The following is a 20,576-nucleotide window of genomic DNA, read 5'->3' on the forward strand; positions in this document are numbered from 1 at the left end:
GGCTAGGGCTCCGGGTTGGTCAGGACCGCCGGGTCCTTCTTGCCGTGCGGCATCCGGATGCGCAGTGCACCGGCGTCCATCTCGAAGAGGATGTGGGTGGCGTTGCCCAAGTGGTCGCCGTCCATTTCGAAGTCCAGCGGAGACTCGGTCCAGACCTCGGCCCGTTTGCACTGGTAGTACTCCACCGAGGTGCTGCTGCCCTTTCCACGGCGCAGCAGACCGGTGACCACCCCGAGCCAGCCCAGCTTGCCCTTGGGCGCGAGGGTCAGAATGTCCAGCAGGCCGTCGTCCAGTTTCGCGCCGGGGAAAATCTCCAGGCCGCCGGTGATCTTGCCGCAGTTGCCGCCCATCACGCTGCGAAGGCGGCGATGGATGGGCTTGCCCCCGTCAATGGAAATGGTGGTTTTGACGGGCTTGCCGGGCAGGTTGCGGATCCCGGCGTCAACGTAGGCCAACCAGCCAATCTTGTCCTTCAGCACGTCCCTGGTGTCCGCCATCATGCCGGCGTCGTAGCCCAGCCCGGCCATGACCAGGAAGGTGTCGCTGTCCACTGACTCGTCCACGGTGACACGGACGACGTCGATGCGCCGCTCGGTTCCGTTCAGGGCGGCGCGGACAGCCTGCTCGGGGTCATCCACGCCAATGTCCAGGTTCCGTGCCAGCAGGTTGCCGGTGCCCAGCGGCAGCAGGCCCATGGCGAAGGAAGTGCCCGCCAGTTCCGCGGCAACGCACCGGACGGTGCCATCGCCGCCGGCGGCGATCACCAGGTCCACGCCCGCTTCCATGGCCTTACGGGCCATGGAGTGCCCCGGATCGTCCTGCTCGGTTTCGAAGAACAGCGGCTCGTCCCAGCCTTCATCCGCACAGATTTCCGCCACCCGCACGCGTACGTCGAAATCCGTCTTCTTGATCGGATTCACAATGACAGCAGCGCGCTGGCGGGCCGGGGTCTCTTGGCTGGTCATGGTGTCCTTATCGTAAGCATGCGAACTAGTACCGGTTCTGAGTCTAACCGGGGATGCGGCCCGACGGCCTGCGGCGCTGTGCCGGGTCCCGGCCCTGTCCCCGGCCGGTTGCTTGTACGCTGTGGTGGTGACTTTTACGCAGCGATATGTGGCCCTGGGTGATTCGTTTACGGAAGGCGTGGGGGACGAGGACGAGTCCCGTCCCAACGGCGTGCGCGGCTGGGCGGACCGGGTGGCCGAGCAGCTGGTGCTCGCCGACCCATCATGGGGCTACGCCAACCTGGCCATCCGGGGCAAGAAACTCCACCAGGTCCTGAACGAGCAGGTGGACGCCGCCCTTGCTTTGTCGCCGACCCTGGTCACCATCTACGCCGGCGGGAATGACATCCTGCGGCCGAAGGTGGATATCGACGCGATTGTGGATGCCTACGACGGCGGTATCGCCAGATTACGCTCCAGCGGCGCGGCCGTCCTTGTTTTTACCGGATTCGACTCCGGCCAGTCCCCGGTCTTCGGCCGGACGCGGGGGCGGACCGCCCTCTACAATGAGCTGGTCCGCGAGGTCGTGGATAAGAACGATGCCGTGCTGGTGGACTACTGGCGGATGAAGAATCTCCAGGATGAGCGCTACTGGGCGGTGGACCGGCTGCACATGTCTCCGGCCGGGCACATCCTGACCGCCAAGAAGGTCCTGGAGGTGCTCCGCGGCACCGACGCCATCGACCTTCCGGAACTCCAGGAACCGCAGTCGCTGAACCGGGTGGAACAGCTGCGCCGGGACGCCCAGTGGGCACGCGAATACCTGGGCCCGTGGGTCAGCCGGCGCCTCCGTGGCGTCTCCTCCGGCGACAACCTCAAGCCGCGCTATCCGGAGCTGATTCAGCCGCCTTTGCCCGCCTGAGCAGGCTCTTGTGCCGCAAATCACAGAATTGATGATAAGTCCGCTTTTTATCTGATGAGCGGCCGGGTGCCCCGGTGTGGAAAAGGGGCGAAAACCGGGCCCGGATTCGGTGGAAGGGGCGCATTTTTCTAAACTTGTAGGTCTGCCCGGCACCGTGTGGTGCCTGGGAGGTTGCTTCTGTCTCCAGCAGCCGACTTCTATCGAGGGAAGGCCCACATGCCGAAAGATGCACCGCCCCACATTTCCGGAGCCCCGGACTCACAGTCGAGCTCCGCTGCCCGAAAGCCGCGCCGGTCACCGCTGAGGCGCCGCCGTCTCGAGGTGGATGACGTCAACGTTGTCGACAAATCCATGATGAAAAAGGCCGTTGGCGGCACCGTCGTCGGCAACACCATGGAATGGTTCGACGTCGGTGTTTACGGCTACCTTGCGGTCACCATGGGTGCCGTCTTCCTGTCCGATGCCGACAAGGACGCCCAGCTGCTCTTCAGCCTCGGCGTCTTCGCGGCCACCTTCATTGCCCGCCCGCTGGGCGGCGTCGTCTTCGGGCGCCTCGGCGACCGTATAGGCCGGCAGAAGACCCTGGCCATCACGCTGATCATGATGGCCGCTTCCACTTTCGTCATCGGCCTGCTCCCCAGCTACAACACCATCGGCATCTGGGCTCCGATCCTGCTGGTGCTGATGAAGCTGCTGCAGGGCTTCTCCACCGGCGGCGAGTACGCCGGTGCCACCACCTTCGTCTCGGAATACGCCTCCGACAAGAGGCGGGGTTTCCTGGCCAGCATCCTGGACCTGGGCAGCTACATGGGCTTTGCCCTGGGTGCCGCAGTCGTTTCGGTGATGCAGCTGCTGCTCTCCGACGCCGACATGGTGGGCTGGGGCTGGCGGATTCCCTTCCTCATTGCAGGACCGCTGGGTGCCATCGCAATCTACTTCCGGCTGAAAATCGAAGAATCCCCGGCCTTCCAGGCCACGCTGGACGCCCAGGAAGCCAGCGCCAAGGCCGGTGACGAGACCGGTTCCCTCGGCACCATTGGAATCTTCCGTGCCTACTGGCGTCCGGTTGTGCTGGCCATGGTCCTCGTGGCCGCCGTCAACACGGTGGGCTACGCGCTGACGTCCTACATGCCGTCCTACCTGACCGATTCCAAGGGCTACGACCCGGTCCACGGCACCCTGCTCACCATTCCCGTCCTGGTGCTGATGGCACTGTGCATTCCGCTTGCCGGCAAGCTGTCAGACCGGATCGGCCGCCGCCCCGTGTTGTGGATCGGTGCGGGATCCACCGTCGTGCTGGCTGTTCCTGCCTTTGTGCTGATCGACCAGGGGCCGGTTGCCACTACGCTGCTGGGCCTGGCGCTGCTCGCCGTCCCGGTGACCTTCTATGTGGGCAACCTGGCCGCCACGCTGCCCTCCCTGTTCCAGACGGCCAGCCGCTACGGCGCCATGGGCATCTCCTACAACCTCGCCACTGCCATCTTCGGCGGCACCGCTCCGCTGATTATGCAGGGCCTGATCACCCTCACGGACAATGACATGTCGCCGGCATACTGGCTGATGTTCACCTCCGTGGCCGGTGCCATCGCTGTCATCTTCATGAAGGAATCCGCCCAGCGGCCGATGCCCGGTTCCATGCCGAGCGTGGACACTCGCGCTGAGGCGCATGAACTCGTGGCCGGCCAGGACGAGAACCCGCTGCTCGACGTCGACGCACTGCCATTCGACACGCTGGGCAGCAACCCCTCCGCCAAGCCGGCCGTAGACCCTGCTGCCGAACCCGCCGACCGCTAAGCGGTCCGGAGCCCGCCGGCCTCCGGGCCGGTTGGGTGCCATGCAGACTGGCTGCCTCGCCGCCGGACCGTTCCTTCCCGGGACGTTCCGGCGGCGTCGCCCGTTAAGCGCCGGGGCACCGGCTGGCCGGATGTCGGCTGGAGGCCGGAGGCCGGCGGCAGCGAGCCGCCCGGGGCGGCCCACGCGCCGTTTCCAGAGCCGGTCCCGAGCTGAGATGATTGAAGCATAAAGTTTTGATCGAAACGAGGGCCGTAATGACTGAAGATGCACCGCGCTGGCTGAGCGCCGAGGAACGGCAGGCCTGGCTGGCGTTGTATGCGGTGTCCAGCAGGCTTCCCGCAGTCCTTGACGCGGAGCTTTTCCGCCGGGCACGGATCACCCTTTTCGACTACCACGTCCTGGCCATGGTCTCTGAAGCACAGGACAGGTCGCTGCCCATGAGCGAACTGGCGGCACGGTCCAATGCCTCGCTGTCCCGGCTGTCACACGTCGTCAAAAAGCTTGAGCAGCGCGGCTGGATGTCCCGAACCCCCTCTCCGCAGGATGCCCGTGTCACCACAGCGGCACTGACGGATGCGGGCATGGCGGCCTTGGTGGATCTGGCCCCGGACCATGTGGCATCCGTCAGGGACGCGGTGTTCGACGGTCTTTCCGCCGCCGATGTGGCGGATCTGGAACGGGTCGGAAAGAAGATCCTGGGCCGGATCGATCCGGGCAACGGCATCCTGGGCCCTGACCAGGCGCCGTAGCGGCTTTCAGTCCCGCTGCCCGTCCTTGTTAGCGTGGTAGTGACTGCAAACGGCACGACGAGAGGTACCAAAGCATGCGCTTTCCCCGAATCCTGGCCGTAATCCTCGCCGGGGGCACCGGCGGACGCCTGGGCAGCCTGACCGATCACCGGGCAAAACCGGCCATGCCGGTCGCCGGGTCCTACAACCTCATCGACATTTCCCTTTCCAACCTGCATAACAGCGGATTCAGCGATGTCTGGATCGTGGAGCAGTACAAACCGCAATCGCTCAATGACCAGCTGGTGAGCGGCCGTCCGTGGGATCTGGACCGCACCAATGGCGGGCTGCGGGTACTCCCGCCCTTCCAGGGCGGCGAGGGGGAGGGGTTTGCACAGGGGAACGCCGATGCCCTGTACCGGCAGGTGGACTACATCCGGGAATTTGATCCCGACCTGGTGCTGGTACTCAGTGCGGACCACCTCTACCGCCTGGACTTCCGGGATGTGGTGGAGACCCATCAGCAAAGCGGCGCGGCGCTGACGCTTGTTACCACCAGGATCGAGCACAATCCAGGCGACCACGGCGTGGTTGAAGTCTCGGACGGGGCCGTCACCGGCTTCGAGTACAAACCCGAAAAGCCGGCAACCGACCTGGTGGCTGCGGAAATCTTCCTGTACGACGCCGGTGTCCTGCTGGACTCGCTGGAGGCATTGGTGAAGCGGGACGGCCAGCTGGAGGACTACGGAGACCAGCTCATCCCCTACCTCGTGGAAAACACGAAGGTGGTTGAGCACCGGCTGCCCGGATACTGGCGGGATATGGGTACTCCGCAGAGTTACCACCAGGCCCACATGGACCTCATTGAGGGGCGCGGGCTGGACTTCGATGATGAGCAGTGGCCCATCCTGTCCGCCAGCCCGCGGCGGCTTCCGGCCTACATCGGTCCCGAGGCCGCGGTGCGGGACAGCCTGCTGGCGCCCGGAGTCCGTGTGGACGGCTCAGTTCACCGCAGTGTCCTGAGCGCTGGAACCGTGGTGGAGGCCGGAGCGGAAGTGGAGTCCTGCGTGCTCCTTGACGGCGTCACAGTCCGCGCCGGCGCGCGCCTGGCCAACCTGGTGGTGGACTCCGGGGCGGTGATCGGTGCCGGGCGGAAACTGGACGGTGCACAGGAGGATCCGGAGAACGGCGTGGCAGTAGTCGCCCGGGACTCAAAGGTGGACCCGCCGTCGTCGTGACGGCCGGCACCCGGGTAGCCGCGAGTTTGAACGAAACGCCGGATGGCCCTAGGATAGAGAGGCGTTAAGTCATGCGTGTGTTAATCTGCCTGCCCCGTGCGGACAGGGGAACATTTGCATGGCCACCCGTATAAACCTAGAATTGAGGGCTGTCGAGCCGGGTTTCCCCGTTCGGCTGCCTGAACTTCACCGTCTTCCCCGCGGCGAGGCACTTCGGCTGGATCTCACCCCGCCAGGTCAACCTCCGGAAAGTCGCAGTAATAACGGTGTCAAAACTGGTGGCGGGACGCTCTTTATGGCAGGTGCTTAGGCGCTTTGGCCTTGTGTCTGTTTTTTGAGGACCGTCATATTTACTACAACTGGAGGAGAGATCATGGCAGCTTACTGCCAGGTAACCGGAGCCATCCCCGGCTTTGGTCACAGCATTTCGCACTCGCACCGCCGCAACAAGCGTCGGTTCGACCCGAATATTCAGAAGAAGCGCTACTGGGTTCCGTCCCTGCGCCGCAACGTGACGCTGCAGGTTTCTGCACGCGGCATCAAGACGATTGACATCCGCGGCATCGACGCTGTTGTTACCGACCTGATCGCGAAGGGTGTGAAGCTGTAGTGGCTAAGGATAAGGACGTACGTCCGATCATCAAGCTGAAGTCCACTGCGGGCACCGGCTACACCTACGTAACTCGCAAGAACCGTCGCAACGATCCGGATCGTATGGTTCTGAAGAAGTACGATCCCAAGATCCGCCAGCACGTCGAATTCCGTGAGGAGCGCTAAGAATGGCAAAGAAGTCCAAGATTGCCCGCAACGAGCAGCGCAAGGTCGTTGTTGAGCGCTACGCTGCAAAGCGCCTCGAACTGAAGAAGACCCTGGTAGACGAAAACGCTACCGACGAAGCCCGCGAAGCTGCACGCCTCGGCCTGCAGAAGCTTCCGCGCAACGCTTCCCCGGTCCGCCTTCGCAACCGCGACCAGATTGACGGCCGCCCCCGCGGTACCCTCCAGAAGTTCGGTATCTCGCGCGTGCGTTTCCGCAACATGGCCCACGCAGGCGAACTGCCGGGTATCAAGAAGTCCAGCTGGTAATCACCGGCTGAAAAGGACGGCTCCCTTGAACGGGAGCCGTCCTTTTGTATTTTAAGCCCGGGGGCCCCGGTTTCCCGCCGCTCGTGCCGCGGCCGGCAGGCAGCCATGGACCGTGTGATGGCCGGCCCCGGAGGACGGAAAACGGGGTTTTCAGGCCTAAAAACCCGAAAAAACCCCTAAATGCAGGGGTTTTTGCAGGAGTTGGGGGTGCAAGCTGGTAAGTTTTCGAACAGCGGCGGTTTCGCATCCGCGTTTCCGCACGAGTAATCCCAGAGTCCAGGAGGACATAAATTGGCTATGAACCGCAGTGAACTTGTTGCCGCAGTTGCAGAAAAGTCCGGCAACAGCCAGACCGCAGTCAACGGCGTGCTGGATGCCGTCTTCGACATCTTCGCAACCTCCGTTGCAAACGGCGAAAAGATCACCATCCCGGGCTGGCTGGCAGTTGAGCGCACCGACCGCGCCGCACGCACGGGCCGCAACCCGCAGACCGGCGAAACCATTCAGATCCCGGCAGGCCACAGCGTCAAGCTGACCGCCGGCTCCAAGCTGAAGGCTGCTGTCTCCAAGAAGTAGTATCCACCGCGGCAGAATGCCGCAGGAACCGAAGGGCCGGCATCGTGGATGCCGGCCCTTCCGTTGTCCCGGGCTCTTCCCGCTCGTACCGGCCGATGCCGGAACTCCACGGTCTACCGTGAGAGGGGCAACAATGATTGGCCCTATTTTTACAGCGGGTAGAGAATAGGTATTGTGCCAAAATCCGTCAAAACCCAGTCCGACCGCTCCGCCGGCAGTTCCCTGCCCCCGACAGCCGGAAGCCGGGAGGAATCCAGTGCCCGGAGGGGGAGCGGCAACGCTGTTCCGGCGGTACGTACCGGCTGGCTCGCGGCGTCGGGTGCCCTGGTTTTCGTTGCATTGGTGGCGGCGCTGCTGTTCACCGGTGCCGCAGGCGCCTCGCAGCTGGGTGATCCCGGAGCACTGACACGCTGGGCACTTCCCGTGGCCAAGGCGGTGCAGAACGTCTCCATGGCCGCAGTAATCGGTTCGCTGGTCTTCGCCGTGGCCATCCTGCCCAAGAACCTGCACTTCAAACGCAGCCGCAAGCACGCCCCGGAGCGGACGGCATCAGCGGAACCGGAGCATCCGGCCTTCACCCGGACCCTGGCGCTGACCTCGGCTGCTGCCGTCGTGTGGACGTTGTCGGCGCTGGCAGTCATGGTGTTCACCTACTCCGATGTCTCCGGGCTGCCGCTGAGCGGAGACCCCACCTATACGTCCGGGCTGGCGTCCTTCCTGACCGATTTCGCCACCGGACGGGCATGGTTGGCCGTCAGCATTATTGCGGCCGTTGTCACTGCGCTGTCCTTCGGCGTGCGGTCCCTGAACATGCTGGCCTTTACCGGCATCCTGGCGGCCGGGGCTCTTCTGCCCACTGCCCTGATCGGACACTCGGCCGGCGGCGATGACCACAGCGCGGCGGTGAATTCCATCGGCCTTCATCTGCTCGGCGTCTGCCTGTGGATTGGCGGCATCATTGTGCTGGCCGTCATCTCCCGCCAGCTCGGTTCCATCACCGGGGTCGTCCTGACCCGGTTCTCCGCCCTGGCCGGCTTTGCCTTTGCGCTGGTTTTCCTCTCAGGCGTTGTCAACGCCTCCCTGCGCATTACCTCCTTCGACCAGCTCGCCACCGAGTGGGGCGCCCTGGTGATCACCAAGGCGGCACTCACGCTCCTGCTGGGTCTCCTGGGGCTGATGCACCGCCGCTGGATCATTCCCCGGCTTGCCGGTGCCAACCCGGCGCGCACGCCGTCCGCCGCAGCGGACTCCGCCGCCGCCGGCTCCAAGGGTGAGCTGTCGGCGCAGCGCGTGCTGTGGCAGCTCATCGCGGTGGAACTGGCGGTCATGGGCGCCGTGTCCGGGGTTGCGGTGGCACTGGGCCGCACCGCACCGCCGCGCTCGGAGGAACTTCCCCAGGATGCCTCCCCGGCACGGATCCTCACCGGTTACGACCTTCCGCCCGAGCTGACACCCGAACGGTACCTGACCGAGTGGCGGCCGGACTGGCTGTGGGTGGCCATCATCCTCACCCTCGCCACCTCCTATCTGATCGGCGCGGTCAAGGTCCGCCGGCGCGGAGACAAGTGGCCGGTGCTGCGGACCATTTGCTGGTTCGTCGGCCTGATTGCCCTGTTCTACATCACCTGCGGTGCTCCCCAGGTGTACGGCATGGTCCTGTTCAGTACCCACATGCTCGGCCACATGGCCCTGACCATGGTGGTTCCCCTGTTCCTGGTGCTGGGCGCCCCCGTCACCCTTGCCCTCAAGGCCCTGCCGCCGCGGCCGGACGGCACCCGCGGCATCCGCGAATGGATCCTGATCGGCGTGCATTCGCGCTACTCGAAGGTCATCACCAACCCGATCTTCGCTGCCGTGAACTTCGCCGGATCCATTGTGGTCTTCTATTACTCGGACCTGTTCGGATATGCCCTGCGGGAACACGTTGGCCATGAACTGATGGTGGTGCACTTCCTGCTCACCGGCTACATCTTCATCCTCACGATGATCGGTACCGATCCGCTTCCCAGCCGGGCGCCGTACCCGCTGCGCCTGGTCATCCTGCTGGCCACCATGGCCTTCCACGCGTTCTTCGGCGTAGCGGTGATGGGCGGAACATCGCTGATCCAGGCGTCCTACTTCGGCAACATGGGCCGGGAATGGGGCCTCTCGGCCCTGGAGGACCAGCAGCTGGGCGGTTCCCTGATGTGGGGGATCGGTGAGATTCCAACCCTGTTTGTCGCCATCGGTGTGGCCTATCAGTGGTCCAAATCCGATGCCCGCGAGACCCGCCGCTCGGACCGGGCAGCGGAGCGGAATAATGACGCGGACCTCGCCGCTTACAACAACATGTTTGCAAACCTGGCGCAGCGTGATGCCAGGACCCCGGACCAAGGAGATCGTTAATGACTGAAACCGTGCGCGCCGGATACCGGGTGCGGGCCTCGGAGCTTGAGGGCCGGAACTGGCTGAACACCGGCGGCCGGCAGCTGAACCTTGAAGATCTCCGCGGCAAGATCGTGCTGCTGGATTTCTGGACCTTCTGCTGCATCAACTGCCTGCACGTGCTGGACGAGCTAAGGCCGCTCGAGGAGAAGTACTCCGACGTGCTGGTGACCGTAGGGGTGCATTCGCCCAAGTTCGAGCATGAAGCGGACCCGGTGGCCCTTGCCGCCGCGGTGGAACGCTACGACATCCACCACCCGGTGCTGGATGACCCCGAGCTGGTCACCTGGCAGGCCTACACCGCCCGCGCCTGGCCCACCCTCGTGGTCCTGGACCCGGAAGGGTACATCGTGGCGCACCTCTCCGGTGAGGGGCACGCTGCGGGCCTGGAATCGCTTGTTGCGGAGCTCGTGGAGGAACACGAGGCCAAGGGCACCCTGCACCGAGGTGACGGCCCGTACGTGCCCGCCGAGCCCACTGCCGGGGATCTGCGTTTCCCGGGCAAGGTGACAGCACTGCCCGGGGGGACCTTCCTGGTGGCGGATACCGGCCACCACCGCCTCGTGGAGCTGGAAGCGGATCTGACCACCGTCCGCCGGGTCATCGGTGACGGCACCAAGGGCTGGCGCGACGGTACTGCCGAGGCCGCCCGCTTCAACGAACCCCAGGGTGTGGCCGTGCTGCCCGAAGCGGTGGCCGGTGAAGCCGGGTACGACGTCGTTGTCGCGGACACCGTGAACCACCGTCTGCGCGGGGTCAACCTGGCTACGGGCACCGTGTCCACCGTGGCCGGCAACGGGGTGCAGAGGCTGCTGGACTCCGGCAACCAGACCAAGGCATCGGCCGCTGACACTGCGGACGCCGTCGATGCCGCACCGGCCGACGCCTCCGATCTGCTCGGCGCGGACCCGCTGGCGGTTTCCCTGTCCTCGCCGTGGGACCTGGTCTGGTCTTCGCAGCTCGAACGCCTGGTGGTGGCCATGGCCGGCACCCACCAGATCTTCAGCTTCGATCCCGCCAGCGGCGCAGTAGCCGTACTGGCCGGAACCGGTCTTGAGGGACTGCTCGACGGTGCTGCCTCCGAGTCCTGGTTTGCCCAGTCCTCCGGCCTGGCAGAGGACGCTGACGGAAACATCTGGGTTGCCGATTCCGAGACCTCCGCACTGCGGCGGATCAGCACGGCCGACGGCGTCCGCGTGGACACCGCAGTGGGCACGGGACTGTTCGACTTCGGTTTCCGGGACGGCGAGGCCGCTGATGCCCGCCTGCAGCACCCACTGGGCGTCGCTGTGCTGCCTGACGGCTCCGTAGCCATTGCCGACACATACAACGGGGCCGTGCGCCGCTACGACCCGGCCACCGGCACCGTGTCCACCCTGGCCCGCGGCCTTGCCGAGCCTTCCGATGTCCTGGTGGACAGCAGTACCGGGGAACCCCTGCTGATTGTGGTGGAATCCAACCGGCACCAGCTGCTCCGGCTGCCGATCCCCAAGGAAGCCCAGTCCGTGGACGAGGGCGCCCGCCAGACGCAGCGTCCCAAGACCGCCGTCGAGGCCGGTCCGATGGCCCTGACCGTCCGTTTCGCCGCACCCAAGGGGCAGAAGCTTGACGACCGCTGGGGAGACCCCACGCAGCTGAAGATCTCCGCCTCGCCGGAAGAGCTGCTGGTCTCCGGCGGCGGCACGGCCACGGGGCTGACCCGGGACATAGTCCTTTCAGACACCGTCACCGAGGGAGTCCTGCACATCACAGCCCGTGCGGCGGCCTGCGACGGCGAGCCGGGCGGGGAGATCCCCGACCACGCTGCGTGCCACATGTACCAGCAGGACTGGGGTATTCCCGTTGTCATCAGCACGGGCGGGGAGTCCGAACTGGTCCTGGACCTGCGCGGACTGGACTGATCCCCGGCAGCGAACCAGTAAAAAACCGCCCCGACCGCTTACGGCCGGGGCGGTTTTTCGTGGCATGCCTTGATGCGCTGAAGGCAGTGCCGGCGGTGTCAGTTCACCTGGGGGCTGAGGGTGACATTCTCGCCGTCCACCCGCAGCGCGGCGTTGAACGTGAATGCCTCCTCGGCAACCAGCGGGCTCTTGTCACCGGTGAACAGATCCACCTGGGTAGCTGTGACACGGGCCGTACCGGTGAGCGGGCTCAGGATCCAGCGGCCCTCGGCCTGCGTGAGTTCGACTTCCGGATAGCTGGCAATGCTCCACTTGATGGGCTGCTCCACCCGGTTGTTGGTCAGGTGGTAAAACGGGCAGCCGGGCGGCGCCAGGCGGTCTTCGGCGGAGCAGCCGTCCAGGAACTCACGGATTTCCGTGTCCACCTTTGACAGAAGTTCATCAGTGGCCTCAGGCGCCAGCGTCAGCTGCCGGCCGGTCTCGGCGGTGACCAATGCCGACTCTTCCGGGGCGGCCAGGTACTGGCTTTCGTAGGCGGCGGCAACCCGCGAGAGCGGGAAAGCGGCAAAGGTGTTGCTTCCCTCCGGCAGCGTCACCCGCACGCCATTCAGTGCGGCCTCGCGCAGCACGGGGGCGCTGACCTGGACAGTGGGCAGCGTGGAGGGGACAAATTTCCAGGTGTCGAAGAACATCCAACGTTTCCCGGTGTTCTCCAGCACGAAGGCAGCGGTCTCCTCGGTGTCCCCGTAGGAGTAGGTCACGGGTACCTCGACCCGGTCCTCGCCGACGTCCTTCACCTCTCCGAAGCCGGTGATGGTGAGTCCCTCGACGGACGCGCGGAGGGCGTCGTCGTCGAGCAGTGCGGCATTCGCCTCCGGGACCTCGGCATGGAGCAGGCCCAGAGCCTGCTCGCCTTCACCGTCGGTGAGCGTTTGGACATAGCCGCGGATATGCTGCTCGGGTCCGTACGCCTTGGCATTGACGAAATAGACCGCCACGACGGCGGCCGCGATAGTGAGCATGAGGGCAAGCAGCCAGGCGGCCACTGCCTTGATTACCGGTGATGTTCCCTGCACCGGTATTACGTTACCTGCCCCGACAGGCGAAGGCCGGATCGGTGTCCCGCTCCGGCCTTCGTGTCAGGTGCTCCCCGCTCGGTTAGGAAGCCGCGGGAACCTCGTCACGCGCGGCGGCGATTTCCTCGGCCCGGGCGGCGTTGGCCTCCTCGGTCAGGCGGGCACCGGCATCTGCGTCGCGGGTCAGGTTCTCGCCCGTCTCCGGATCGAACAGGTGCACCTTGCGGGTATCCAGCCACAGCTCGGCATCCCTGCCGCCGCGGATCCGGCTGGCGGCATCAAGGGTCACCACCACCTGCGGGCGCAGTTCGTCGGCGTCCATGTCCCGGGCCAGGCTATCCAGCAGCTCCCGGACCTCGGGGGTGGGATCGAAGTGGATGTACCCGTACTGTTCGTTGCCGAGCCACTCGGTGTGGGTAATCGGAGCGGTGAACGTGGAACCGTGGTGCAGCTTGCTCTCCTCGACCAGGGACGCGTCTTCGAAGAACTCGGGACGGATCCCCACCAGCACCACCTTCTTGCCAGCGGCCTTGCCTGCCTTCTCCTCGGGGATGCGGATGTCGCCCACCGCGGTTTTCAATACGTTGTTTTCAATGGTGGCCGGCAGGAAGTTCATGGACGGTGAACCGATGAAACCGGCCACAAACAGGTTGACCGGCTGTTCATAGAGTTCGCGGGGAGAGGCCACCTGCTGCAGGACGCCCTTCTTGAGCACGGCCACCCGGTCTCCGAGCGTCATGGCCTCGGTCTGGTCGTGGGTGACGTACACGCTGGTGGTTCCCAGCCGGCGCTGCATCTGTGCAATCTCGGAACGCATTTGTCCGCGCAGTTTGGCGTCCAGGTTGGACAGCGGCTCGTCGAAGAGGAAGGCATCCGCCTGCCGGACGATCGCCCGGCCCATGGCCACCCGCTGCCGCTGCCCGCCCGAAAGGTTGGCGGGTTTGCGCTCCAGGTGGTCGGTCAGTTCCAGTGTGGCGGCCGCATCGGTGACCAGCTTCTTGACCTGCTCCTCCTTGTACTTCCCCTTGTTCAGGCGAAGCGGGAAGGCGATGTTTTCGTACACGGTCAGGTGCGGATACAGCGCGTAGTTCTGGAACACCATGGCCAGGTTGCGGTCGCGGGGTGCCTTGTCATTGACCCGTTCGCCGTTGATCAGCAGATCGCCCGAGGTGATGTCTTCCAGGCCCACGATCATGCGCAGCAGGGTGGACTTGCCGCAGCCGGAGGGGCCCACCAGGATAATGAACTCACCGTCGGCAATGTCCAGGCTGACGTCATTGACGGCCGGAAAACCGTCGCCGTACTTCTTGACGAGGTGGTTGAGCGTAATAGATGCCATGGTTAGGGATCCTTTTCTGAGTCCGGATGCCGAAGGGCGCTAGCCCTTGACGGCGCCCTGGGTTAGACCGGAGACGATTTGGCGCTGGAACGCCAGCACCAGGACAACTACGGGGATGGTGACGATGATGGCGGCAGCGGAGATGGCGCCGGTGGGCTCTTCGAACTGTGACGCGCCGGTAAAGAACGCCAGTGCGGCCGGGACCGGGCGGGCGGCCTCCGTGGAGGTCAGCGAGATGCCGTACACAAAGTCATTCCACGCAATGAAGAACGCGATGATGGCGGTGGTGAAGACACCGGGCGCAGCCAGGGGCACGATGGCTTTGCGGAACGCCTGCCACGTGGTGGCGCCGTCCACCTGTGCGGCCTGTTCCAGTTCCCACGGGATCTGCCGGAAGAACGCTGCGAGCGTCCAGATGGAGATCGGCAGGGTCAGGGACAGGTAAGGGATGATCAGGCCCGGCCAGGTGTCGTACAGGCCGATGTTGCGCCACAGATTGAACAGCGGCGTCACGATGGAGATCACCGGGAAAATGGAAACGCCGAGCGCCGTGGTCAGGACCAGCTTCTTGCCCGGGAAGTCCAGGCGGGCAATGGCGTACGCGCACAGCGTGGCCAGGATGACCGCACTGAACGTGGCAATGAGGCAGATGCCGATCGAGTTCCGCAGCGAGCTGAGGAACAGTCCCTGCGCGTCGCCCACCAGGATCTGCTCGTAGTTGCTCGTTGACCAGTTGGTGGGAAGGAAGGTCCCGGAGGTCAGATCGCTGGGGAGCTTGAACGAGGTCGCGAAGATCGAGGCCACCGGGAAGAGCGCGTACAGAATGACCAGGACCGAAATGATGGTCCAGATGACCCGCCGTTTGACTGGTGAGGACTTCACTAGTTACCCCCTCGTGCGCCGGAAAGGTCCACTTTGAACAGCTTGATGGCGATGAAACAGATGATGATGACGCAGATGAACAGCAGGACGGATACGGCGGAACCCATGCCGATCTCCAGGCGCGTGATCGAGGTCCGGTAGGCCAGCAGCGAGAGCACTTCGGTGCCGTAGGCGCCGTTGGTCATGATGTAGACGTTGTCGAAAATGCGGAAGGCATCCAGTGCGCGGAACAGGACGGCCACCATGATGGCCGCCTTCATGTTCGGGATGATGACCCTGGACATCCGCTGCCACCAGGTGGCGCCGTCCACTTCCGCCGCTTCGGTCAGTTCCCCGGGGACCTGGGCCAGTCCGGCCAGGAGCAGCAGGGAGATGAACGGGGTGGTTTTCCAGATCTCCGACGCCATGATGACAAACAGTGCGGTCCAGGTGTCGGCAAACCAGTTCAGGTCAGGGTCTATGCCGGGCACCCAGCTGAACCAACTGTTGATGTACCCGGAGTTGATGTCGAACGCGTAGAACCAGGCGAAGGCCGAAACCACGGTGATGATGCCGTACGGCACCAGGATGGCGGTTCGGAGCCAGCCCCGGACGGCCTTCAGTGCACTGTTCATGACGAGGGCCAGCGCGAAGCCCAGGATGAGTTCCACGACGACAGTGATGACCGTGATCAGCACCGTCACGCCCAGGTCCCGCCAGAACAGCCCGTCCGTGAGGATGGTGGCGTAGTTGCCCAGGCCGACGAATGCGCGGTCATCCGGGGCCGTAAGGCGGTATTTGAACAGGGAATCCCACAGTGCCAGCAGGATGGGATAGGCAGTGACTGCCAGCATGATGATGAACGCCGGTCCCGCCAGCCAGAAACCCAGCCGCCGTTCAGCCTTGGCACGGTCGCTGAGGGGCTGCTTGCGCGGCGCTGCCTGGGACGGCGTGTTGCGGACCGCATCTACTGATGTGCTCACAGCAGTTTCTCCCCTCGAAGGACCTCAGTGATGAACTCCTGGCTGGTGGCCGGGGTGGTATCCGGATTGACGTCGCTCGGCGGAGTCCACGTCTGCTGGATGCCGGTGGAGATTTCGTTGTAGTACGGGGTCTGCGGCCGCGGTACGGCCAGTTCGAGCGAATCCCGGATGGTCGGGGCCATCGGGAAGGTCTCTTCGATCCCGGAAGTCTCGTACGCCTCTTCATTCGAGGGCGGGTTGCCGTTGGTCTCGAAGTACTGCGCCTGGTTTTCCGGTGAGACGATGCATTCGATGGCCTCGTAGGCCAGGTCCGGGTGCTGGCTGCTGGAACCCACGCCAAGATTGATGCCGCCGAGCGGCGGAGCGGTGTCCTCGCCTTCATTCATGGCCGGATAGAGCGTCCAGCCGATGTCATCAATGAGGGACTCCGGCAGCGCACCTTCCTCCACCGAGGCATTGGTGGCAGGCCAGACGAACGGATAGTTCACCATAAAGGAGCCCTGATCACCCTGGAACTGGACCATGGACGTGTTTTCGGTCTGGGTGGGCAGGCCCGGGCCGCCGAGTCCTTCCTTGCCAATGGTCGAAACCACCTCAGCGGCCTGCTTTCCGGCATCCGTGTCGAGGCCGAGCTGGATTTCATCGGCAGAGGCATCGGGATTCTCCACGATGGTGCCGCCAGCCGAAGCCACCAGGGCGTTGACCCAGACGGTCATGGACTCCGCGCGTGCACCCTGCACGCCGATGTACTTGTCCTGGCTCTTCGCGGCTTCGATAATCTGGTCCCAGGTGACGGGTTGGCTCATATCGAGCCCCGCGGCTTCAGCCACGGATTTGCGGTACCAAAGGATCTGCGTGTTGGCCCAGAACGGGACGGCCACCACCTTGTCCTTCCACGTCGCTCCCGCGAGGGCACCCTCCAGGACCCCCTCGGTGGTGCGCTCTGCGACGTCGTCGGGAACCGGGGCAAGATAGCCGGGTTCTGCATACTCCGGGACGTTCGGCGGGTCCAGGCTCATGATGTCCATGGACTTATCCCCGGCAGCCAGGCGCCGTGCCAACTGCTCGCGCTGCGAAGCGGCGTCATTGGGGAGCAGGGATGTTTCGATGGTGTAGGCACCGTTGGACGCATCGCTGCACTGTTTGGCCAGTTCGGCCTGTCCGCCGGCGTCCGGGTTGATGTACCAAGTCAGTGTCGGTGCTGCGCCCTCATCGGTTCCGCAGCCGGTCAGGAGAGTCGCGCCGAGGGCCAGGGCAACGCCGACGGCGGACCGGGCCCCTTTCCGGGTGCGCCCCCAGTGTCTTGCATCCTTTGGCATCGGTACAGTGCCTCCACCTCGTTGTAGGCGTCCGCTGACGGGCAGCGGACGGGCCGCAACACTAAGCAGCCTTTGGTTTGACCATATGCCCTGATCGTAATTTACGCCACACAAAAGCGGGTAGCTGAAAGGCGGGTCAGGCGAGCAGGGCTGCAGCCAGAACCAGGACGGGCAGGGAAGCCACGGTGGTCATCAGCACGGTGTCCTTGGCAACGAGGACGCCCTGCCCGTATCTGGCGGCGGCTACGAAGACATTCTGCGCTGTGGGCAACGCCGCCGTCACTACTACGGCGAAGAGCAGGTGCCCGTCCATGCCAAGCAGGTAACGCGCAAACAGGTATGCCAGCAGCGGTTGCAGCACCAGCTTGAATCCGGAGGCGAGGGCGACGTCGGCCCGGCGTCCGCCGTCGGCATCCATGGGCCGGGATCCCACCAGGGAAAGACCGAAGGCCAGCAGCATGGCAGGCACTGCGGCTCCGCCGATCAGGCTTATCGGCTCGGAGATAATCTCGGGAAGGCGGGTGCCGGTGGCAGCCAGCAGGAGCCCGACCAGCGAGCCGACCACAATGGGGTTGCGTACCACCTGTCCGGCGAAAACGGCGACCGACGTGCGGCGGCCGCTGGTGGCCGAATCCAGCATCATGAGGAACAGCGGCGTGAAGAACGCGAGTTGGAAAATCAGGACCGGGGCAATGTACGCGGCATCCCCGAGCACGTACACGCAGATGGGCAGGCCCAGGTTCGCGGCGTTGACCAGCGAGGCCGACATGGATGAGACAAGCAGTTCCGGTACCGGCCGCCGCAGCCACCAGCGGGTCACCAGCACGTACAACCCGGCCGTGGCCAGGGCGCTGACGGCCGCTACGAGCAGGGGAAGCGAGAAGACCGTGTGCAGGTCCGCTTCACTGAGGGTGGTCAGGAGCAGCGCCGGCGAGGCGACGAAGAAGGCCAGCCGGCTGAGGACCGTCTGGGCATTGTCCCCGAGGACGCCGAGCCGGCCGATCACATAACCGGTCAGGATAATGAGCCAGACTACGGCGAATCCGGTGAGTACCCCCAGCACCGGAAGCGGTTATCCGGCTGTGGCGGTGTCCGGGGTGTTGCCCAGGACGCGGGTGTTGTCCAGGGCCAGCGGCGGACGCTCGGTCCCTTCCGTGACTGCCTCGGCCGGGTCGGTTCCCAGCTCCAGGATGCGGTTGTCCGAATCCACATGGACCACGGTGGGGACGAAGGAGCGGGCCTCATCGGTGGACATGTCCGCGTAGGTGATCAGGATGACCGTGTCACCGACATGCACCAGATGGGCAGCCGCGCCGTTGATGCCCAGCACTCCGGAGCCGCGCTCGCCGGCGATGGTGTAGGTTTCCAGCCGGGCGCCGTTGTCGACGTCGACGATGGAGACGAGCTCGCCGGGCAGGATATCCGCGGCTTCAAGCAGGTCGAGGTCAACCGTCACAGACCCGACATAGTGAAGGTCTGCGTGGGTCACCGTTGCACGGTGGATCTTGGACTTAAACATTTTCCGGTTCATCGCGGACAAGTCTACGCCGATCAGGGAAGAGTTCGAGCCCCCTGTCTTGACAGCTGTCTGTGCGGCTGTCGTGCGGGGGAGCGGGCCGGCTCGCGGGGGATCTCGCGGGGGGAGGGGGGATTCCGTCAGTTGTATATCCGGCGGGTGGTGCTGTGGTGCTGAGGTGCTGTGGTGCTGAGGTGCTATGGGGCAGTGGAGCGGGCGACGGGAATCGAACCCGCGTATCAAGCTTGGGAAGCTAGCGCTCTACCATTGAGCTACGCCCGCAGCGCCGGAGATTTCCGGCACAGTTCCCTACTTTACATGGAAGCGGGCGGTTGCCGAATTTACCCGCCTGGCGGAGCCGTCGACGCGGTGGACGAAGCGGTTTACGCGCTGGGCGAAGGACGCATTAGGGGGAAGGATCAGTGAATGAAGGGTCGGTGGACGAAGGGCCAGTGGAAGGAAGGTCAGCCGCCTCGTCCGGCTCCCCGCTGCGGGCACGTTCCACGAGTTCGCGCCACCGGCCCTTGACCTGCCGCTCGGGAATGGTCACGGCGGCAGGGCCTACGGAGATCTCATAGGTAAAGCGGTCCGGTTCGTCGTCCGCAGCCTCCGGTGGATCGCTCAGGAGAGGCAGCCACTGTTCCCGTGCCTCTTCAGGGCTCACCTGGGTACTCCACTGACGCTGCATTCCCGTGAAGCCGCCGCTGCGCACTACTACCAGTCTCATACCATGACGTTAACCTCTTTCCATGCGGACTGAACAGCAGAACTTTCCTCGGTTCCTGCCCCGTAGCGTTTTTCGGCGGCCGTGAGGGTGGCAGCCGCGAAGACCGCGAAAGTGGCATCAGCCGGGAAGTTGGGCTCGATAATGGTGTCGTACCAGATCTGCCCTGCGCGTTCCCAGGCATACCCGCCCAGTGCGGAGGCAACCAGGTAGAAAGCACGGTTGGGGATGCCCGAGTTGATGTGCACGCCGCCGTTGTCCGCAGCTGTCCGGACGTAATCGTCCATGTTCCCGGGCTGCGGGTCCTTGCCCAGTACGTCGTCGTCGTAAGCAGTTCCGGGCGCTTTGAGGGAGCGCAGCGCCTGCCCGCCCACCTGTTCGGTGAACAGGCCTTCACCCACCAGCCAGGTCGCTTCGCCGGCTTCCTGATTCAGCAGCTTCTGCTCCACCAGCACACCAAAGACGTCGGCGATCGATTCGTTCAGCGCTCCTGACTGGTCCCGGTACTCCAGCTGCGCCGTGTACTGGATGAACCCGTGCGCCAGCTCATGGCCGATCACTGTGCGGGATTTGCTGAAGCGTTCAAAGACCTCGCCGTCGCCGTCCCCGAGGACCATGCGCGAACCGTCCCAGAAGGCATTGTCGTAGTTGCGGCCGTAGTGAACCGTGGCTTCCAGGGTCCGCCCGGCACCGTCCACCGAGGAACGGCCGTAGGCATCGCTGAAGAGCCGGTAGGTGGCGCCAAGCCCGTCATACGTTTCATCCACCGCCGCATCCCCGGTGGCGGGCTGCCCCTCGGACCGCACCGGCGTGCCGGGGACTTCCTCCTGGCCGAGGGCATCGGAGACGATGCGGCGCAGCGTGGGCGTGAACGCGGTCCCTGCATTGCGGGACGGAGGCGGATGAGGCAGGGACCGGGCTGCTTCCACGGTGCCGAGCGTGGTCAGGGTACGCCGGGCGGCTGCGGCCGCTGCCGCGCGGCCCGGGTCTTCCGCGGCGGCGAGACGTGTCAGCAGATACGGGGGAACGATGGAACAGATTGAATGTGTCACTCGTGAGTTGGTCATGTCAGCCCTCCTGATGAGGTTCCCCAGCGTAGGCCCCGCCACTGACACTGCAAGAGTTGGACCCGCAAACTGCCATCAA

20 protein-coding genes and 1 tRNA gene are annotated in these 20,576 nt (G+C 64.7%); 10 read left to right on the plus strand and 11 right to left on the minus strand.

Features of this window, described 5'->3' with window-relative positions; all coding sequences use genetic code 11:
* Window positions 1-2: 2 nt before the first annotated feature.
* Window positions 3-965: a diacylglycerol/lipid kinase family protein gene (locus tag AC5RTS_RS13330; protein WP_493992497.1), complete on the minus strand. Its 963-nt coding sequence runs from the start codon at window positions 963-965 to the stop codon at window positions 3-5.
* Window positions 966-1,092: 127 nt separating this feature from the next.
* On the opposite strand from AC5RTS_RS13330, the gene AC5RTS_RS13335 reads away from it, so the two are divergent.
* From AC5RTS_RS13335 to AC5RTS_RS13380, 10 genes are all read left to right on the plus strand, one after another.
* On the plus strand, window positions 1,093-1,866 hold the full coding sequence (locus AC5RTS_RS13335; protein ID WP_493992498.1) for an SGNH/GDSL hydrolase family protein: 774 nt from the start codon (window positions 1,093-1,095) through the stop codon (window positions 1,864-1,866).
* Window positions 1,867-2,082: 216 nt separating this feature from the next.
* A complete protein-coding gene (locus AC5RTS_RS13340; RefSeq protein ID WP_493992499.1) occupies window positions 2,083-3,660 on the plus strand; it encodes an MFS transporter in 1,578 nt (525 codons plus the stop codon).
* A 254-nt stretch (window positions 3,661-3,914) separates the two neighbouring features.
* Complete coding sequence (locus tag AC5RTS_RS13345; protein ID WP_493992500.1) at window positions 3,915-4,409, plus strand: MarR family winged helix-turn-helix transcriptional regulator; 495 nt, start codon at window positions 3,915-3,917, stop codon at window positions 4,407-4,409.
* A gap of 74 nt (window positions 4,410-4,483) precedes the next feature.
* Complete coding sequence (locus AC5RTS_RS13350; RefSeq protein WP_493992501.1) at window positions 4,484-5,626, plus strand: glucose-1-phosphate adenylyltransferase family protein; 1,143 nt, start codon at window positions 4,484-4,486, stop codon at window positions 5,624-5,626.
* Between the two features lie 373 nt (window positions 5,627-5,999).
* Window positions 6,000-6,236 carry a 50S ribosomal protein L28 gene (rpmB, locus tag AC5RTS_RS13355; protein WP_146360594.1) on the plus strand — a complete coding sequence of 79 codons (237 nt, stop codon included), beginning with the start codon at window positions 6,000-6,002 and terminating at the stop codon, window positions 6,234-6,236.
* Complete coding sequence (gene rpmG, locus AC5RTS_RS13360) at window positions 6,236-6,403, plus strand: 50S ribosomal protein L33 (protein ID WP_013602737.1); 168 nt, start codon at window positions 6,236-6,238, stop codon at window positions 6,401-6,403. Before rpmB ends, rpmG begins: the two co-directional genes overlap by 1 nt.
* A gap of 2 nt (window positions 6,404-6,405) precedes the next feature.
* Window positions 6,406-6,711: a 30S ribosomal protein S14 gene (gene rpsN, locus AC5RTS_RS13365; RefSeq protein WP_227902692.1), complete on the plus strand. Its 306-nt coding sequence runs from the start codon at window positions 6,406-6,408 to the stop codon at window positions 6,709-6,711.
* A gap of 291 nt (window positions 6,712-7,002) precedes the next feature.
* Window positions 7,003-7,287: an HU family DNA-binding protein gene (locus AC5RTS_RS13370; RefSeq protein WP_269436319.1), complete on the plus strand. Its 285-nt coding sequence runs from the start codon at window positions 7,003-7,005 to the stop codon at window positions 7,285-7,287.
* Between the two features lie 174 nt (window positions 7,288-7,461).
* Window positions 7,462-9,672 (plus strand): bifunctional copper resistance protein CopD/cytochrome c oxidase assembly protein, encoded by a 2,211-nt coding sequence (locus tag AC5RTS_RS13375; RefSeq protein WP_493992502.1) that lies wholly within the window; start codon window positions 7,462-7,464, stop codon window positions 9,670-9,672.
* Window positions 9,672-11,612 (plus strand): NHL domain-containing thioredoxin family protein, encoded by a 1,941-nt coding sequence (locus AC5RTS_RS13380; RefSeq protein WP_493992503.1) that lies wholly within the window; start codon window positions 9,672-9,674, stop codon window positions 11,610-11,612. The genes AC5RTS_RS13375 and AC5RTS_RS13380 overlap by 1 nt, the downstream gene beginning before the upstream one ends.
* Before the next feature lie 98 nt (window positions 11,613-11,710).
* Here the strand turns inward: AC5RTS_RS13380 and AC5RTS_RS13385 are convergent, their stop codons facing one another.
* The 10 genes from AC5RTS_RS13385 to AC5RTS_RS13430 form a co-directional block, all read right to left on the minus strand.
* A complete protein-coding gene (locus AC5RTS_RS13385) occupies window positions 11,711-12,688 on the minus strand; it encodes a hypothetical protein (protein WP_493992504.1) in 978 nt (325 codons plus the stop codon).
* Between the two features lie 82 nt (window positions 12,689-12,770).
* Window positions 12,771-14,027 carry an ABC transporter ATP-binding protein gene (locus tag AC5RTS_RS13390; protein WP_493992505.1) on the minus strand — a complete coding sequence of 419 codons (1,257 nt, stop codon included), beginning with the start codon at window positions 14,025-14,027 and terminating at the stop codon, window positions 12,771-12,773.
* A 39-nt stretch (window positions 14,028-14,066) separates the two neighbouring features.
* Window positions 14,067-14,909 (minus strand): carbohydrate ABC transporter permease, encoded by an 843-nt coding sequence (locus AC5RTS_RS13395; RefSeq protein WP_493992506.1) that lies wholly within the window; start codon window positions 14,907-14,909, stop codon window positions 14,067-14,069.
* On the minus strand, window positions 14,909-15,871 hold the full coding sequence (locus AC5RTS_RS13400; protein WP_493992507.1) for a carbohydrate ABC transporter permease: 963 nt from the start codon (window positions 15,869-15,871) through the stop codon (window positions 14,909-14,911). Before AC5RTS_RS13400 ends, AC5RTS_RS13395 begins: the two co-directional genes overlap by 1 nt.
* A complete protein-coding gene (locus AC5RTS_RS13405) occupies window positions 15,868-17,190 on the minus strand; it encodes an extracellular solute-binding protein (RefSeq protein WP_493992508.1) in 1,323 nt (440 codons plus the stop codon). Before AC5RTS_RS13405 ends, AC5RTS_RS13400 begins: the two co-directional genes overlap by 4 nt.
* Window positions 17,191-17,326: 136 nt before the next feature.
* Entirely contained in the window at window positions 17,327-18,253 is a 927-nt protein-coding gene (locus tag AC5RTS_RS13410; protein WP_493992509.1) for an AEC family transporter, read from the minus strand.
* Between the two features lie 9 nt (window positions 18,254-18,262).
* Window positions 18,263-18,721 carry an aspartate 1-decarboxylase gene (panD, locus tag AC5RTS_RS13415; protein WP_493992510.1) on the minus strand — a complete coding sequence of 153 codons (459 nt, stop codon included), beginning with the start codon at window positions 18,719-18,721 and terminating at the stop codon, window positions 18,263-18,265.
* Window positions 18,722-18,914: 193 nt separating this feature from the next.
* Window positions 18,915-18,988: transfer RNA gene (locus AC5RTS_RS13420), tRNA-Gly, on the minus strand.
* Between the two features lie 124 nt (window positions 18,989-19,112).
* On the minus strand, window positions 19,113-19,433 hold the full coding sequence (locus AC5RTS_RS13425; protein WP_493992511.1) for a protealysin inhibitor emfourin: 321 nt from the start codon (window positions 19,431-19,433) through the stop codon (window positions 19,113-19,115).
* Window positions 19,430-20,497 (minus strand): M4 family metallopeptidase, encoded by a 1,068-nt coding sequence (locus tag AC5RTS_RS13430; RefSeq protein WP_493992512.1) that lies wholly within the window; start codon window positions 20,495-20,497, stop codon window positions 19,430-19,432. Before AC5RTS_RS13430 ends, AC5RTS_RS13425 begins: the two co-directional genes overlap by 4 nt.
* Window positions 20,498-20,576: the final 79 nt, after the last annotated feature.

The sequence above is a fragment of the Arthrobacter sp. MDT1-49-2 genome, assembly GCF_059090185.1.

Excerpts from the sequence above, each read along its gene's own strand:
- AC5RTS_RS13330 (WP_493992497.1), bottom strand. The coding sequence starts at position 965 with ATGACCAGCCAAGAGACCCCGGCCCGCCAGCGCGCTGCTGTCATTGTG.
- AC5RTS_RS13340 (WP_493992499.1), top strand. The coding sequence starts at position 2,083 with ATGCCGAAAGATGCACCGCCCCACATTTCCGGAGCCCCGGACTCACAG.
- AC5RTS_RS13345 (WP_493992500.1), top strand. The coding sequence starts at position 3,915 with ATGACTGAAGATGCACCGCGCTGGCTGAGCGCCGAGGAACGGCAGGCC.
- AC5RTS_RS13350 (WP_493992501.1), top strand. The coding sequence starts at position 4,484 with ATGCGCTTTCCCCGAATCCTGGCCGTAATCCTCGCCGGGGGCACCGGC.
- rpmB (WP_146360594.1), top strand. The coding sequence starts at position 6,000 with ATGGCAGCTTACTGCCAGGTAACCGGAGCCATCCCCGGCTTTGGTCAC.
- rpsN (WP_227902692.1), top strand. The coding sequence starts at position 6,406 with ATGGCAAAGAAGTCCAAGATTGCCCGCAACGAGCAGCGCAAGGTCGTT.
- AC5RTS_RS13380 (WP_493992503.1), top strand. The coding sequence starts at position 9,672 with ATGACTGAAACCGTGCGCGCCGGATACCGGGTGCGGGCCTCGGAGCTT.
- AC5RTS_RS13390 (WP_493992505.1), bottom strand. The coding sequence starts at position 14,027 with ATGGCATCTATTACGCTCAACCACCTCGTCAAGAAGTACGGCGACGGT.
- AC5RTS_RS13405 (WP_493992508.1), bottom strand. The coding sequence starts at position 17,190 with ATGCCAAAGGATGCAAGACACTGGGGGCGCACCCGGAAAGGGGCCCGG.
- panD (WP_493992510.1), bottom strand. The coding sequence starts at position 18,721 with ATGAACCGGAAAATGTTTAAGTCCAAGATCCACCGTGCAACGGTGACC.
- AC5RTS_RS13425 (WP_493992511.1), bottom strand. The coding sequence starts at position 19,433 with ATGAGACTGGTAGTAGTGCGCAGCGGCGGCTTCACGGGAATGCAGCGT.
- AC5RTS_RS13430 (WP_493992512.1), bottom strand. The coding sequence starts at position 20,497 with ATGACCAACTCACGAGTGACACATTCAATCTGTTCCATCGTTCCCCCG.